The sequence below is a fragment of the Kitasatospora sp. NPDC001225 genome (genome assembly GCF_053597855.1).
Genome location: NZ_JBSFJC010000011.1, coordinates 20,658 through 35,081, shown reverse-complemented (window position 1 = coordinate 35,081; position 14,424 = coordinate 20,658). Strand labels below are relative to the sequence as shown.

Genomic DNA, 14,424 nt, shown 5'->3' with positions numbered 1-14,424 from the left:
GACCATGGCCGAGCTCTGGAGGTCGCCATGAAGCTGCAAGACGAACTGCCCACCGTCGACCGTCGACTCGCCATGGTGTGGCGGGTCGGGGCGGGGCTCGGGGGGGTCTTCCTGATCGTGTTCGGGTGTCTGGGGCTGGCCGGCGAGCCGGGCTTCCTGGCCACCCACGGCGACCGGATCGCCGGGCTGTCGACCAACGGGGCGCTGAGCATCCTGTCCATCGTGGCGGGCGCGGTCCTGGTGCTGGGGGCGGTGGTCGGCGGGAACTTCGCGTCCAACCTCAACATGGCGGTGGGCGTGCTGTTCGTCCTGTCGGGCTTCTACGGCCTGACGGTGCTCGGGCGGCCGGACGCCAACATCCTCAACTTCCGGATGTCGAACGTGCTGTTCGCGTTCATCTTCGGCATCGTCCTGACGACCTTCGGCATGTACGGCCGGGTGAGCGGCCACCTGCCGCACGACAACCCGTACTGGCGGCAGCGGATCGAGCGCGAGGAGGCTCGGCCGAGCGGGGCCGCGAAGACCTTCGTCAAGGTCCTCAAGCCGAACCCGGGGCCCACCCACCCGGTCGGCCACTGAACGGCGCCGGGTGCCTATGCTCGGCGGCATGAGTGACATCGTCGAGCTCGACCCCGAAGACAAGAAGATCATCACCCTGGCCCGCTCGGTCCGCGCCCGCAACGGCGTGGCCGAGGGGGCCGCGGTGCGTGACGAGACCGGGCGCACCTACGTGGCCGGGACGGTCGCCCTGGAGTCGCTGCGGCTGAGCGCCCTGCAGACGGCGGTGGCGATGGCGGTGGCCAGCGGCGCCCGGTCGCTGGAGGCGGCGGCCGTGGTGAGCGAGGCGGAGCAGCCGGCCGAGACGGACCTGGCGGCCGTACGGGACCTGGGCGGGGCCGGGACGCCCGTGCTGCTGGCCGGGCCGGACGGGACGCTGCGGGTGTCCGCCGAGGCGCGCTGAGGCCCGTCGAGGGGCCCGTACGGGGCCGCCGGGGGCCGTTGGCGGGCCTTCGGCGGCCCCGCCGCGTGCCCCGTACGGGGCTGTCGGACGGCATGGTCTTGAAGCCCAGGCCTTGCAGATAATCTCACCGGGGGAGTGGACTCGGTGAGGGGACTGGGGCATGGGGGCGGTGGCGTTCTTCGCCGGGCTGGTGCTGTTCGTGATGGGGCTGGGCAAGTGGCAGGAGACCGGGTCCGAGCTCTGGCTGTACGGCTCGCTGGGCTTCCTGCTGGTGCTGGTGGTGGTCTCGCTGATCCCCACCTCCGGCAAGGGCGGGAAGGCCGGGAAGAAGGGCTGAGCGCGCCCCGGACACCCCCGCGGGGTGGGCCCGGACGGCGGGGCTCCGGTGATCAGGGAGAATGGAGCCCATGAATGCCCCTTCCTCCTCGTACCGCTCCGGGTTCGCGTGCTTCGTCGGCCGGCCCAACGCGGGCAAGTCGACCCTGACCAACGCCCTGGTGGGGACGAAGGTCGCGATCACCTCCGATCGCCCGCAGACCACCCGGCACACCGTGCGCGGCATCGTGCACCGCCCGGACGCCCAGCTCGTGCTGGTCGACACCCCCGGTCTGCACAAGCCGCGCACCCTGCTCGGCGAGCGCCTCAACGACCTGGTCCGCACCACCTGGGCCGAGGTCGACGTGATCGGCTTCTGCCTGCCCGCCGACCAGAAGATCGGCCCCGGCGACAAGTTCATCGCCAAGGAGATCGCCGGGATCAAGAAGACCCCGAAGGTCGCCATCGTCACCAAGACCGACCTGGTCGACTCCAAGCGCCTGGCCGAGCAGCTCATCGCCATCCACCAGCTCGGCATCGAGCTGGGCTTCGAGTGGGCCGAGATCATCCCGGTCTCCGCCGTCGGCGACAAGCAGGTCGAGCTGGTCGCCGACCTGCTCACCAAGCTGCTGCCGGAGGGCGACCAGCTCTACCCGGCGGGCGACCTCACCGACGAGCCCGAGCAGATCATGGTCGCCGAGCTGATCCGCGAGGCCGCGCTGGAGGGCGTGCGCGACGAACTGCCGCACTCGCTGGCCGTGGTGGTCGAGGAGATGCTCCCGCGCGAGGGCCGCCCGGCGGACCGCCCGCTGCTGGACATCCACGCCAACGTCTACATCGAGCGGCAGAGCCAGAAGGCGATCGTGATCGGCGCCAAGGGCGCGCGGCTCAAGCACGTCGGCACCACCGCCCGCAAGCACATCGAGGCGCTGCTCGGCACGCCGGTCTACCTGGACCTGCACGTCAAGGTCGCCAAGGACTGGCAGCGCGACCCCAAGCAGCTGCGCAAGCTCGGCTTCTGAACCCGGGCTCCCGACGAGGGAGTTCGGGCCGCCGGGAGGCCTGGGGCCCGTTCGGACGTTGTGCGTCCGGGCGGGCCTTCGCCGTGGTCCGGCCGTACGCGACGTCAGAAGGGTTACACCGCGATGGAGTTGCACACCCGGGAGTGGGGCAGCGGGGACCGGCTGGCCGTGCTGGTGCACGGCATCATGTCCGACCACCGCACCTGGCGGCTGGTCGGCCCGGCCCTGGCGGGGAGGGGCTACCGGGTGCTCGCCGTGGACCTGCGCGGGCACGGCGCCAGCCCGCGCGGCACCGGTGACACCGCGCTGGAGCGCTACCCCCTGGCGGCGTACGCCGAGGACCTGCTGGAGAGCCTGCCGGCCGGCGTCGAGCTCGCGATCGGCCACTCGCTGGGCGGGATCGTCCTGGCGGACGCGGTCGAGCGGCTGAAGCCGGCCCGCGCGGTGTACGTCGACCCGGCCTGGCGGTTCGTCCAGACCGGGATGGACCCGCGGGTGATGGCGCAGCTGCGGCACCTCACCCGGGAGCAGGTCGTGGCGCTCAGCCCGACCTGGGAACCGGCCGACGTGGACGACGAGATCGCCGCCGCGGCCGCCTGGGACGAGGACTCGGCGCTGGCCCTGGCCGACCAGCGCTCGGACCTGCCGGCCCGGCCGGCGGTGCCCTCGCTGGTGGTCCTGGCCGACGGCAGCATGCTGGTGGACGCGGCGAGCGCCGCGGAGCTCAGTGCCCGGGGCTTCGAGGTGCGCACCGTCCCCGGCACGGGCCACACCGTCCACCGGGACGACCCGGCGGGCTTCCTGGCGGCGCTCGACGGCTGGCTCTGAGTCCGGGGGCCGCCGCCCGACAGGCCCTGTAAGGCCCCGACCGCGGTCTCCCTGGTGCTACGCGCCCTCGCGCAGCACCAGGGAGACCAGCTCGCGCTGCGAGTCGGTGAGCTTCGGGTCGGCGCAGTACACCGACCGGCCGTCGACGGTGATCTCGTAGTGGAAGCCGTCCGGCACCCCGTACGAGGGCGCGCGCAGCCCGCCCGCGACGGCCTCGCGGGCGAGTGCGTGCACGTGCGGGGCGTCCGTGCGGTCGGCGGTGTCGATCTCCGCCTGGCGGACGATCCCCGCGAAGCCGCCGGTCCGGGTCACCTGGATACGCATGGTGTCCATGGTGCTACCCGGGGAGGGGGTTTGCCGGGCTTTTCCCGGACCGTGACCTTAAGCCCGCCTCAACCCGGTCTCAACCACCCTTCAGGCGTACTCCCGGGGCCGTCCGCGGCCCCGCTCACCCCGGGCTGACCCCGACCTGCGCCCAGGAGGCCGTGACGGTGTCCACGACCGACCGGTCGTCGGGGTAGCGGGACCTGGCGGCGGCCACGGTGGCCCGGGCGAAGGCGGTGAAGTCGGCGTCGGCGGGCAGCGTGCGCCCGGTCAGCGCGTCGTACCAGATCCGGCCCGCGCGCTCCCAGGCCGAGCCGCCGAGCGCGGTGGCCAGCAGGTAGAACGCGTGGTTGGGGATGCCGGAGTTGATGTGCACCCCGCCGTTGTCCTGGGAGGTGTCCACGTAGTCCCGCATGTGCGCGGGCTGCGGGTCCTTGCCGAGCCGCGGGTCGTCGTAGGCGGTGCCGGGCGCCTTCATCGAGCGCAGCGCCACGCCCTGGACGCCCGGGGCGAGCAGCCCGGCGCCGATCAGCCAGTCGGCGTCGGCGGCGGCCTGGCGCAGCGCGTACTGCTTGACCAGCGAGCCGAAGACGTCGGAGACCGACTCGTTGAGCGCGCCGGGCTGGTCCTGGTAGTCCAGTCCGGCAGTGAACTGGGTGACGCCGTGGGTGAGTTCGTGGCCGATGACGTCGACGCAGGCGGTGAAGTCGCCGAACACCACGTTGTCGCCGTCGCCGAACACCATCTGGTGGCCGTTCCAGAAGGCGTTGTCGTAGTCGCGGCCGTAGTGGACGCTGGCGTCCAGCCGCAGGTCGCGGTCGTCGATCGAGTGCCGGCCGAAGACGTCGGCGTAGAGCGCGAAGGTGGCGCCGAGGCCGTCGTAGGCGTGGTTGACGGAGCTGTCGGAGGAGGCCGCGCGGCCCTCGGTGCGCACGGAGCGGCCGGGCAGCCGCTGGCCGTGGCCGGCGTCGTAGACGACCCGGTTGAGACCGGGGGCGGCGACGGGCGGGGCCGGGGAGAGGCGGGCCGCGCGGTGCGCCGCGTCGAGGGCCAGGGAGTGGACGGCGGGTTCGTGGCCGGCCTCGGCGAGGCGGTCCAGGACGAACGGCGGGACGATCGTGCAGAACGGTGCTGCTGCGGTCATGTTGCCCAGGGTGAGGCCTCGATGACCGGTTGTCACCACCCCCGGCACGACCGGTCGGCGTCTCAAGGGGTGGAACGGTGGCCCGGATCACTTCGGGGGCGCGCGGTGCTGGGTTACGCTGGGCCCATCATGCGCAACGGGCTGCTTCTTCTTAGCTGCCGCGTCGAGGGCCTGTAGTCCACTGGGGCCGGCACCCTCGCCGCGGGGAACGTGCTGTGCGCGCAATCGGCGATCCAAGGGTGTATCGCGAGCGGCAGCAGAGGCCGGCCAGTCGGTGTTGACCAGGTGTTGACCACCCCCGACCCGCCCGCACCACGCATCACAGGAAGCCGAGTCACCTCCATGACCGAGCAGAACTCCGCCGTGTCCGTCCCCGCCGGCCGCCCCTTCGTCGACCGCCCCACCCCGATCACCGCCGCCTCGGTGCGCCAGCAGCCCTCGGGCATGCGGCACGGGCGCTACCTGCCGTTCGGCACCGTCGACCTGCCGGACCGCACCTGGCCGGAGAAGGTGATCACCAAGGCGCCGCGCTGGCTGTCCACCGACCTGCGGGACGGCAACCAGGCGCTGATCGACCCGATGTCGCCGGCCCGCAAGCGCAAGATGTTCGACCTGCTGGTGGCCATGGGCTACAAGGAGATCGAGGTCGGCTTCCCCGCCTCCGGGGCCACCGACCACGCCTTCGTACGGTCGCTGATCGAGGAGGGGGCGATCCCCGAGGACGTCACCGTCTCGGTGCTGACCCAGGCCCGCGAGGACCTGATCGAGAAGACCGTGGAGGCGCTGGTCGGCGCCCCGCGGGCGACCGTCCACCTGTACGCCGCGACCGCGCCGCTGTTCCGCCGGGTGGTGTTCCGCAACGACCAGGCGGCCACCAAGGCGATCGCCACCGAGGGCACCCGGCTGGTGATGGAGTACGCGGAGAAGCTGCTGGGCGACGACACCGTCTTCGGCTACCAGTACTCGCCGGAGATCTTCGTCGACACCGAGCTGGACTTCGCGCTGGAGGTCTGCGAGGGCGTCATGGACGTCTGGCAGCCGGGCGAGGGCCGCGAGATCATCCTGAACCTGCCCGCCACCGTCGAGCGGGCCACCCCGAACGTCCAGGCCGACCAGTTCGAGTGGATGTCGCGCCACCTGTCCCGCCGCGAGTTCGTCTGCCTGTCGGTGCACCCGCACAACGACCGCGGCACCGCCGTCGCCTCCGCCGAGCTGGCCTACATGGCGGGCGCGGACCGGATCGAGGGCTGCCTGTTCGGGCAGGGCGAGCGGACCGGCAACGTCGACCTGGTGACGCTGGGAATGAACCTGTTCTCGCAGGGCATCGACCCGCAGATCGACTTCTCCGACATCGACGAGGTGCGCCGCACCGCCGAGTACTGCAACCAGATGGAGGTGCACCCGCGTCACCCGTACGCCGGCGACCTGGTGTACACCTCCTTCTCGGGCTCGCACCAGGACGCCATCAAGAAGGGCTTCGACGCCCTGGAGGCGGACGCGAAGGCGGCCGGGGTGCCACTGGAGGAGCACACCTGGGGCGTGCCGTACCTGCCGATCGACCCGAAGGACGTCGGCCGCACCTACGAGGCGGTCATCCGGGTCAACAGCCAGTCCGGCAAGGGCGGCGTGGCGTACGTGCTGAAGAACGACCACAAGCTGGACCTGCCGCGCCGGATGCAGATCGAGTTCTCCCGGATCATCCAGGCCAAGACCGACGCCGAGGGCGGCGAGGTCAGCCCGGCCGAGATCTGGCGGGTCTTCGAGGACGAGTACCTGCCGACCACCGGCAACCCGTGGGGCCGGATCTCGCTGAGCGGTTCGCGCACCCTGACCACCGAGGACGGCCGGGACGCGCTGACCGCCGAGGCCCGGCTGGACGGCGCCCCGGTGACCCTGACCGGTACCGGCAACGGCCCGGTCTCGGCCTTCGCCGACGCGCTGGCCCGGATCGGCGTGGACGTACGCGTCCTGGACTACGCCGAGCACGCGCTGAGCGAGGGCGGCGACGCCCAGGCCGCCGCGTACGTGGAGTGCGCGGTGGACGGCAAGGTGCTGTGGGGCGTGGGCATCGACGGCAACACCGTGCTGGCCTCGCTGAAGGCCATGATCAGCGCCGTCAACCGCTCGCAGCGCGGCTAATTCGAACGGGTGGTATGCGAAGGGCCGTCCCACGGGGCGGCCCTTCGTCGTCCCCGCCCCGGATTGTGGCCTGCGCCACATTTTTTCGAATCGGAAGCCGTTCGAGGTACTGACACGTGCCGGTAACCGTGGCAACATCGATCCACCGGAAAGCCGGGTCGGTGGGACGGCCTCGGTGTCCGGTCGCGTGACCTGCCCATAGTCGAGCAGGCCGCCTGCCATGTCTGGGGAGTGGCGCCGTGACCAGGTTGTGGGGTGTTCGCCCGCGGTGGCGGACTGACGTTCTCGGTGACTTCTTCTGCCCGGGCTGCGGCGGGGACCGCAACTACCGCCGGCAGCACGGCCGGCGGTGGCTGCGGTTGCTGGGGACCCCGGTGGTCCCGCTCGGGCCGGTGCTCGGCAGCGTGCAGTGCACCAGCTGCCACGGCCGGTACGGCGTCGAGAGTCTGGAGCAGCCCACCTGCGTGCGCCTCGGCGCGATGCTGCGGGACGCCCAGTACACCATCGCGCTGGCCATGCTCGCGGCCGGCGGCACCGCCCACCGGGCGGCCCGCGAGGCGGCCTGCGCGGCGGTCCGCGAGGCCGGGTTCGAGGACTGCGGCGAGGCCCAGGTGCTGGCCGCGCTCGCCGCGCTCTCCGGGCTCGGCGGCGAGCTCTACCACGCCCACGACCTGGAGGCGCCCCCCGGCCGGGGGCTGGCGGAGGCCGGCGGCCTGGCCGTCGAACTGCACGCCGTGGTCGAACCGCTCACCCCGCACCTGGCCCACTCCGGCCGCGAGCGGCTGCTGCTGCAGGGCGCGGCGATCGCGCTGGCGGACGGGCGCTACCTGCCGCAGGAGCGCGAGGCGCTGGCCGCGGTCGGGCGCTGCCTGGACCTGCCGCGGTCCCGGGTCGGGGCGCTGCTGGAGGCGGCGACCCGGACGCCGTACCAGTAGCGACCGCCCTTCCGTACCGTCCACCTCCGAAGATCCGCGGACCACCTCAGACCACCTCGGAATCCCCCACAACGGGCCTGGCCTCCCCACCCCGGGCCCGCCGTGACCCGCACCGCCGTGGTCTCCCCCACGACCGCCGGTGCGGGCAACACGGCTGTCCGGAGCCCGGTGCGGGCGGGCGGGGCCGTCCGGAGCCGGGGGCGGGTGGGGGAGAATGGTCCCCATGAGTCTTTTCCGGGACGACGGCGTCGTGCTGCGGGCGCAGAAGCTCGGCGAGGCCGATCGGATCATCACCCTGCTGACCCGCCAGCACGGCAAGGTGCGGGCGGTCGCGCGCGGGGTGCGGAAGACCAAGTCCAAGTTCGGCGCCCGGCTGGAGCCGTTCTCGCACGTGGACGTGCAGTTCTTCAGCCGGGGGAGTGAGCTGTTCGGCCGCGGATTGCCGCTCTGCACCCAGGTGGAGACGATCGCCCCGTACGGCGGCTCGATCGTCACCGACTACGGCCGCTACACGGCCGGCACCGCGATGCTGGAGACGGCCGAGCGGTTCGCCGAGAACGAGGGCGAACCGGCCGTCCAGCAGTACCTGCTGCTGGTCGGCGGGCTGCGCACGCTGGCGGCCGGGGTGCACGAGTCGCACCTGGTGCTGGACGCCTTCCTGCTGCGCTCGCTCGCGGTGAACGGGTACGGCGCGAGCTTCACCGACTGCGCCAAATGCGGCCTGGAGGGGCCGAACCGTTTCTTCTCCCTCCCCGCGGGCGGGGTGCTCTGCGGCGACTGCCGAGTGCCCGGATGTGCCGTACCCTCCCCTGAGACACTGGTACTGCTCGGGGCGCTGCTGTCAGGGGACTGGCAGACGGCCGACGCCTGCGAGCCGCGGTACTGGCGGGAGGGCAGCGGCCTGGTCGCGGCCTATCTGCAGTGGCACCTGGAGCGGGGCATCCGCTCGATGAGATACGTGGAGAAGTGAGCACATGGCAGCGCGACGGCTCTTCGGCGGCGGCAAGCAGAGGACGTACGTCCCCCCGACCCCCCACCCCAGCGGCGCACAGCCCCCGAAGATCCCCGGCGAGCTGGTCCCCGACCACGTCGCCATCGTGATGGACGGCAACGGCCGTTGGGCCAAGGAGCGCGGACTGCCCCGCACCGAGGGCCACAAGGTCGGCGAGTCCGTGGTGCTGGACGTCCTCAAGGGCGCGATCGAGCTCGGGGTCAGGAACATCTCGCTGTACGCGTTCTCCACCGAGAACTGGAAGCGCTCGCCCGACGAGGTGAAGTTCCTGATGAACTTCAACCGGGACGTCATCCGCCGCCGCCGCGACGAGATGGACGCGATGGGCGTGCGGATCCGCTGGGCCGGCCGGATGCCCAAGCTGTGGAAGAGCGTCGTCCAGGAGCTCCAGGTCGCCGAGGAGCAGACCAAGGACAACGACGCCGTCACGCTCTACATGTGCGTCAACTACGGCGGCCGGGCCGAACTCGCCGACGCGGCGCAGGCGCTCGCCCTGGACGTCGCGGCCGGGAAGCTCGACCCGAAGAAGGTCAGCGAGAAGACCCTCGCCAAGTACATGTACCACCCGGACATGCCGGACGTGGACCTGTTCCTGCGCCCCAGCGGGGAGCAGCGCACCTCCAACTTCCTGCTCTGGCAGTCGGCTTACGCCGAGTTCGTGTTCCAGGACGTGCTCTGGCCGGACTTCGACCGCCGCGACCTGTGGCGCGCCTGCGAGCAGTACGCGATGCGCGACCGGCGCTTCGGCGGGGCGATCCCGAACGAGGTCGGCGCGCCGGTGCCGTCCCCGCGCTGACGGGCGCGTACGACGGAGGGGACCTACCGGGATCTGCCCGGTGGGTCCCCTTCGCCGTACGCGCGCGGACGAGCCTCAGACCTTCTTGGCGCACTCCGCGCAGGTCCCGAAGATCTCCAGGGTGTGCGCGATGTCGCTGAAGCCGTGCTCGGCGGCGACCGAGTTGGCCCAGCGCTCCACCGCGGGACCCTCCACCTCGACGGTCGCGCCGCAGTGCCGGCAGACCAGGTGGTGGTGGTGCCCGCTGCTGCAGCGGCGGTAGACCGCCTCGCCGTCGGCGGTGCGCAGCACGTCCACCTCGCCGGCGTCCGCGAGCGACTGGAGCGTGCGGTAGACCGTGGTCAGACCGACGGAGTCCCCGCGGTGCTTGAGCAGGTCGTGGAGCTCCTGCGCGCTGCGGAAGTCCGCGATCTCGTCCAGGGCCGCCGAGACGGCGGCTCGCTGCCGGGTCGAGCGGGCGCGCGGCGACGGGCCTGCGGTGGTCACCGTGGGTCCTCCTGGGGTCGTGGGCGTCTCGCACATCATTGTGCCAGCCCCGCCCGCCCCTCAGGTGTGGTCGTGCCGGACGGTTCGCCGGAGGCCTGTTCCGGCAGTTCGACGTCGCACACCTTCGGCCCGTGTTCGCCGGTGCCGCGGTGGCGCCGCCGGGCGAGCGGCGCGGCGAGCAGGCTGAACACCGCGAAGACCGCGATGGCGAGCAGCACGATGGCCGGGCCGGAGGGCACGTCCAGGTGGTAGGAGCCGGTGACGCCGGCCAGCGAGACGACCACGCCGAGCGCGATCGAGGCGGCCTGGGTGGCGGCGAAGGACCGGGTGAGCTGCTGGGCGGCGACCACCGGGACCACCATCAGCGCGCTGACCAGCAGCAGCCCGACCACCCGCATGGCGACCGTGACGGTGACCGCGGCCATCACCGCGAGCAGCAGGTTGAGGGTGCGCACCGGCACACCGGTGACCCGGGCGAAGTCCTCGTCCTGGCAGATCGCGAAGAGCTGGCGGCGCAGGCCCACGGTGACCGCGACGACCACCGCGCCGAGCACCGCGATGGTGGCCAGGTCGGCGGGGGCGACGGTGAGGATCGAGCCCCACAGGTAGCTCTCCAGCGAGCCGGCCCCGGCCTGGGCGGACATCGAGACCAGCAGCTTGCCGCAGGCCATGCCGCCGTAGAAGAGCATCGCGAGGGCGATGTCGCCGCGCTGGTTGCCGCGCGAGCGGACCAGCTCCATGGTGACGGCGCCGAGCACGCAGACCAGCACGGCCATCCAGACCGGGCTGGTCTGGAAGATGAAGCCGAGGCCGACGCCGGTCATCGCGACGTGGCCCATGCCGTCGCCCATCAGCGCCTGGCGGCGCTGCACCAGGTAGATGCCGACGGCCGGGGCGGTGATCCCGACCAGGACGGCGGCGAGCAGGGCCCGCTGCATGAAGTCGTAGGAGAGCATCTCGGTCATGCCAGCAGCCTCGGCGGGGTCAGGTCGGCGTGCGGGTGGACGTGGTCGTGGCCGGGCAGCGCGTGCAGCCCGGTGTTGGGCACGGGCGGGCCGTCGTGGGCGACGCAGCCGTCCCGCAGCACCACGGCGCGGTCGATCAGCGGCTCCAGCGGCCCGAGTTCGTGCAGCACGAGGAGGACGGAGGCGCCGCGGCCGACCTCGGCGCGCAGGGTGTCCGCGAGCACCTGCTGGCTGGCGGCGTCCACGCCGGCCATCGGCTCGTCCATGATCAGCAGGTCGGGGGTGCCGACCAGGGCGCGGGCGATCAGCACCCGCTGCTGCTGGCCGCCGGACAGGTCGGCCACGCCGTCCCCGGCGCGCTCCAGCATGCCGACGGCGGCCAGCGCGCGGTCCACCGCCTCGCGGTCCCGGCGGCGGAAGGGCAGCAGCCGGTGCTGCGGCAGCCGTCCGGTGGAGACCACCTCGCGGACGGTGGCGGGGACGCCGGAGGCGGCGGTGGTGCGCTGCGGGACGTACCCGATCCGGTGCCAGGCGCGGAAGGAGCCGTACGGGGTGCCGAACAGCTCCAGGGTGCCCCGCTCCAGCGGGACGGAGCCGATCACGGCCTTGACGGTGGTCGACTTGCCGGAGCCGTTGGCGCCCAGCAGGGCGACGACCTCGCCGGGGCGGACGGTGAGGTCGACGCCGCGCAGCACCGGCCGGCCGCCGCGCGAGGCGACGGCGTCACGGAGGCGGACGGCCGGGGGTATCGGGTCGGTCATGGTGCTCGGTCCCGTCAGTTCGCGGGGGCGGGGGTGGTGGCGTCGGCCGTGGCGGGCGCGGTCGGGGCGGTTCCGGCGGTGCCGGCAGCTCCGGCGGTTCCGGCCGGGGCGCCGAGGGCGGCCTGGAGGTTGGCCAGGTTCTGCTTCATGACGGTCAGGTAGTCGTCCTTGGCGGGGTCCTTGACGCCCTCCAGCGGGTCCAGGACGGCGGTCTTGAGGCCGAGGTCCTTGGCGACGGTGTCGGCGAGCTTGGGGCTGACCAGGGTCTCGAAGAAGACGGTGGTGACGCCGTTGTCCTTGGCGGCCTTCTGCACCGCGGCGAGGCGGGCCGGGGTGGGCTCGGACTCCGGGTCGACGCCGTTGATGGCGACCTGGGTGAGGCCGTAGTGCTCGGCGAGGTAGCCGAAGGCGGCGTGGCTGGTGACGAAGGTCCGGGTCCCGGCGTCCTTCAGCCCGTCCCGGAACTCCTGGTCGAGCGCGGTGAGCTTGCCGACCAGCTCGTCGGTGTTCTTCCGGTAGTCCTCGGCGTGCGCCGGGTCGGCCTTGGCGAACTCGTCGCCGACGCTCTTGGCGATCGCCGCGTAGCGGGTCGGGTCGAGCCAGATGTGCGGGTCGCCGGCCGTGTCCTCGTGCTTGTGGCCGTCGGCCCCGTGGGCCCCGTCGGCGCCGCCCCCGGCCTCGGTGCCCTCGTCGAGGTGGTGGTCGACCAGCGGGCTGGCGGCGGTGGCGTCGATCTTGTGCTTGCTGGACGACTGCGCGACGGCCTGGTCGACGGTGGGCTGGAGGCCCTTGAGGTAGATGATCGCGTCGGCCTTCTGGACCGTGCCGACCTGCTTGGCGGTGAGCTCCAGGTCGTGCGGCTCGACGCCGGCGGCGGTCAGGTCGGTGACCGCGACGTGCTCCTTGCCGATCTGCTGGGCCAGGAACTCCATCGGGTAGAAGGACGCGACGACCTTCAGCCGGCCGCCGCCGCTGTCGGCGCTGCTGCTGCCTCCGCAGGCGGTGAGGGCGAGGGAGGCGGCGAGCGCGGTGGTGCCGAGGGCTATGGAGCGGCGGGTGCGGCGGGAGAGTCCGAGTCGAGGCAGTCCGATCATCATGACAATCATTCTCATCTCACATGGAAATGATTGTCAAATCACTCGGACGGGTGAACGGGAGGTGACGGAGGGTGGGAGCGGCCGGACGATACCGATTTGAATCACGTACCCGTATGGCCGGTAACCTGAGGTATTCGGGTACGCGCAACCAGCCGTGCCCTGACCGTGCCGTACGTACTGAAGAGAGCACTGTGGCCGCCGACAAGATCGACACGATCGTCAGCCTGAGCAAGCGCCGTGGCTTCGTCTACCCCTGCAGCGAGATCTACGGCGGCACGCGTGCCGCCTGGGACTACGGGCCGCTGGGCGTCGAGCTCAAGGAGAACATCAAGCGCCAGTGGTGGCGCGCGATGGTGCAGGCCCGCGAGGACGTCGTCGGACTCGACTCGTCGGTGATCCTCGCCCGCGAGGTCTGGGAGGCCTCCGGCCACGTCGCCACCTTCAACGACCCGCTGACCGAGTGCCTCTCCTGCCACAAGCGCCACCGGGCCGACCACCTGGAGGAGAAGTACGAGGCCAAGCACGGCTTCCCGCCGCCGAACGGCCTCAAGGACGTCAACTGCCCCGACTGCGGCACCAAGGGCCAGTTCACCGAGCCCAAGGACTTCTCGGGCATGCTGAAGACCCACCTCGGCGTCACCGAGGAGGCGAGCGGCCTGGCGTTCCTGCGCCCCGAGACCGCCCAGGGCATCTTCACCAACTTCAAGGCCGTCCAGACCACTTCGCGCAAGAAGCCGCCGTTCGGCATCGCCCAGACCGGCAAGAGCTTCCGCAACGAGATCACCCCCGGCAACTTCATCTTCCGGACCCGCGAGTTCGAGCAGATGGAGATGGAGTTCTTCGTCAAGCCGGGCGAGGACGAGCAGTGGCACGAGTACTGGCTCCAGCAGCGCTGGGACTGGTACGTCGGCCTCGGCCTGCGCACCGAGAACATGCGCTTCTTCGAGCACCCGAAGGAGAAGCTCTCCCACTACGCCAAGCGCACGGTGGACATCGAGTACCGCTTCAACTTCGGCGGTAGCGAGTTCTCCGAGCTGGAGGGCGTCGCCAACCGCACCGACTACGACCTCCGGGTGCACAGCGAGGCCTCCGGCCAGGACCTGAAGTACTTCGACCAGGAGTCCGGCGAGCGGTACTTCCCGTACGTCATCGAGCCGGCGGCGGGCCTCAACCGCGCCATGCTGGCCTTCCTGATCGACGCCTACTTCGAGGACGAGGCGCCGAACGCCAAGGGCGTCATGGAGAAGCGCGTCGGCATGCGGCTCGACCCGCGCCTGGCCCCGGTCAAGGTCGCCGTCCTGCCGCTGTCGCGCAACGCCGACCTGTCCCCGAAGGCCCGCGGCCTCGCCGCCGACCTGCGCACCGCGTGGAACGTCGAGTTCGACGACGCCGGCGCCATCGGCAAGCGCTACCGCCGCCAGGACGAGATCGGCACGCCGTTCTGCGTCACGGTCGACTTCGACACCCTCGAGGACAACGCGGTGACCGTCCGCGACCGCGACACCATGTCGCAGGAGCGCGTGTCGCTGGACCAGGTCAAGGCGTACCTGGGCGCGCGGCTGATCGGCTGCTAGCAGCGGGTGGCCGAGCTTCGCTCGGGGAGCCCTCGTCCGCCCTGGTGGGGCGGGCGGGGGCTCCT

16 protein-coding genes are annotated in these 14,424 nt (G+C 71.9%); 10 read left to right on the top strand and 6 right to left on the bottom strand.

All coding sequences use genetic code 11. The features are described from left to right. Positions 1-27: 27 nt before the first annotated feature. The 5 genes from ACWDCZ_RS06015 (at position 28) to ACWDCZ_RS05995 (ending at position 3,126) form a co-directional block, all read left to right on the top strand. A complete protein-coding gene (locus tag ACWDCZ_RS06015; RefSeq protein WP_049651089.1) occupies positions 28-579 on the top strand; it encodes a DUF4383 domain-containing protein in 552 nt (183 codons plus the stop codon). 28 nt (positions 580-607) lie between these two features. Beyond that, positions 608-961, top strand: coding sequence for a cytidine deaminase (locus ACWDCZ_RS06010; protein ID WP_049651100.1), 354 nt, complete (start codon positions 608-610; stop codon positions 959-961). A gap of 160 nt (positions 962-1,121) precedes the next feature. Beyond that, positions 1,122-1,298 (top strand): hypothetical protein, encoded by a 177-nt coding sequence (locus ACWDCZ_RS06005; RefSeq protein ID WP_158077653.1) that lies wholly within the window; start codon positions 1,122-1,124, stop codon positions 1,296-1,298. 70 nt (positions 1,299-1,368) lie between these two features. Beyond that, on the top strand, positions 1,369-2,298 hold the full coding sequence (gene era / locus ACWDCZ_RS06000) for a GTPase Era (RefSeq protein ID WP_049651090.1): 930 nt from the start codon (positions 1,369-1,371) through the stop codon (positions 2,296-2,298). Between the two features lie 123 nt (positions 2,299-2,421). Next, positions 2,422-3,126 carry an alpha/beta fold hydrolase gene (locus ACWDCZ_RS05995; protein WP_449815325.1) on the top strand — a complete coding sequence of 235 codons (705 nt, stop codon included), beginning with the start codon at positions 2,422-2,424 and terminating at the stop codon, positions 3,124-3,126. A gap of 57 nt (positions 3,127-3,183) precedes the next feature. On the opposite strand, the gene ACWDCZ_RS05990 is transcribed toward ACWDCZ_RS05995, so the two are convergent. Both ACWDCZ_RS05990 and ACWDCZ_RS05985 read right to left on the bottom strand, forming a co-directional pair. Further along, a complete protein-coding gene (locus ACWDCZ_RS05990) occupies positions 3,184-3,450 on the bottom strand; it encodes a protealysin inhibitor emfourin (RefSeq protein ID WP_049651101.1) in 267 nt (88 codons plus the stop codon). Between the two features lie 124 nt (positions 3,451-3,574). Continuing rightward, positions 3,575-4,594 (bottom strand): M4 family metallopeptidase, encoded by a 1,020-nt coding sequence (locus ACWDCZ_RS05985; RefSeq protein WP_074000728.1) that lies wholly within the window; start codon positions 4,592-4,594, stop codon positions 3,575-3,577. 342 nt (positions 4,595-4,936) lie between these two features. Here ACWDCZ_RS05985 and leuA point away from each other — a divergent pair, with 342 nt between their 5' ends. From leuA to ACWDCZ_RS05965, 4 genes are all read left to right on the top strand, one after another. After that, on the top strand, positions 4,937-6,733 hold the full coding sequence (gene leuA / locus ACWDCZ_RS05980; protein WP_449815324.1) for a 2-isopropylmalate synthase: 1,797 nt from the start codon (positions 4,937-4,939) through the stop codon (positions 6,731-6,733). Between the two features lie 239 nt (positions 6,734-6,972). Beyond that, the gene (locus ACWDCZ_RS05975) at positions 6,973-7,668 is read left to right on the top strand and encodes a hypothetical protein (RefSeq protein WP_049651094.1); all 696 of its coding nucleotides are present in this window, start codon (positions 6,973-6,975) and stop codon (positions 7,666-7,668) included. A 223-nt stretch (positions 7,669-7,891) separates the two neighbouring features. Then, a complete protein-coding gene (gene recO / locus ACWDCZ_RS05970; RefSeq protein WP_049651095.1) occupies positions 7,892-8,638 on the top strand; it encodes a DNA repair protein RecO in 747 nt (248 codons plus the stop codon). 4 nt (positions 8,639-8,642) lie between these two features. Next, positions 8,643-9,476, top strand: coding sequence for an isoprenyl transferase (locus tag ACWDCZ_RS05965; RefSeq protein ID WP_049651096.1), 834 nt, complete (start codon positions 8,643-8,645; stop codon positions 9,474-9,476). Between the two features lie 75 nt (positions 9,477-9,551). Here ACWDCZ_RS05965 and ACWDCZ_RS05960 read toward each other — a convergent pair whose 3' ends face one another. Genes ACWDCZ_RS05960 through ACWDCZ_RS05945 form a run of 4 tightly spaced genes read right to left on the bottom strand, consistent with a single transcriptional unit; the run spans position 9,552 to position 12,785 of the window. Beyond that, positions 9,552-9,962 (bottom strand): Fur family transcriptional regulator, encoded by a 411-nt coding sequence (locus ACWDCZ_RS05960; RefSeq protein ID WP_049651097.1) that lies wholly within the window; start codon positions 9,960-9,962, stop codon positions 9,552-9,554. A gap of 35 nt (positions 9,963-9,997) precedes the next feature. After that, entirely contained in the window at positions 9,998-10,927 is a 930-nt protein-coding gene (locus ACWDCZ_RS05955) for a metal ABC transporter permease (RefSeq protein ID WP_049651098.1), read from the bottom strand. Further along, positions 10,924-11,688, bottom strand: a complete 765-nt coding sequence (locus ACWDCZ_RS05950; RefSeq protein ID WP_049651099.1) for a metal ABC transporter ATP-binding protein — start codon at positions 11,686-11,688, stop codon at positions 10,924-10,926. Before ACWDCZ_RS05950 ends, ACWDCZ_RS05955 begins: the two co-directional genes overlap by 4 nt. Before the next feature lie 14 nt (positions 11,689-11,702). Continuing rightward, a complete protein-coding gene (locus ACWDCZ_RS05945) occupies positions 11,703-12,785 on the bottom strand; it encodes a metal ABC transporter substrate-binding protein (protein ID WP_449815323.1) in 1,083 nt (360 codons plus the stop codon). 191 nt (positions 12,786-12,976) lie between these two features. Here ACWDCZ_RS05945 and ACWDCZ_RS05940 point away from each other — a divergent pair, with 191 nt between their 5' ends. Next, entirely contained in the window at positions 12,977-14,359 is a 1,383-nt protein-coding gene (locus tag ACWDCZ_RS05940; protein ID WP_030233601.1) for a glycine--tRNA ligase, read from the top strand. The last annotated feature ends 65 nt before the right edge of the window (positions 14,360-14,424 follow it).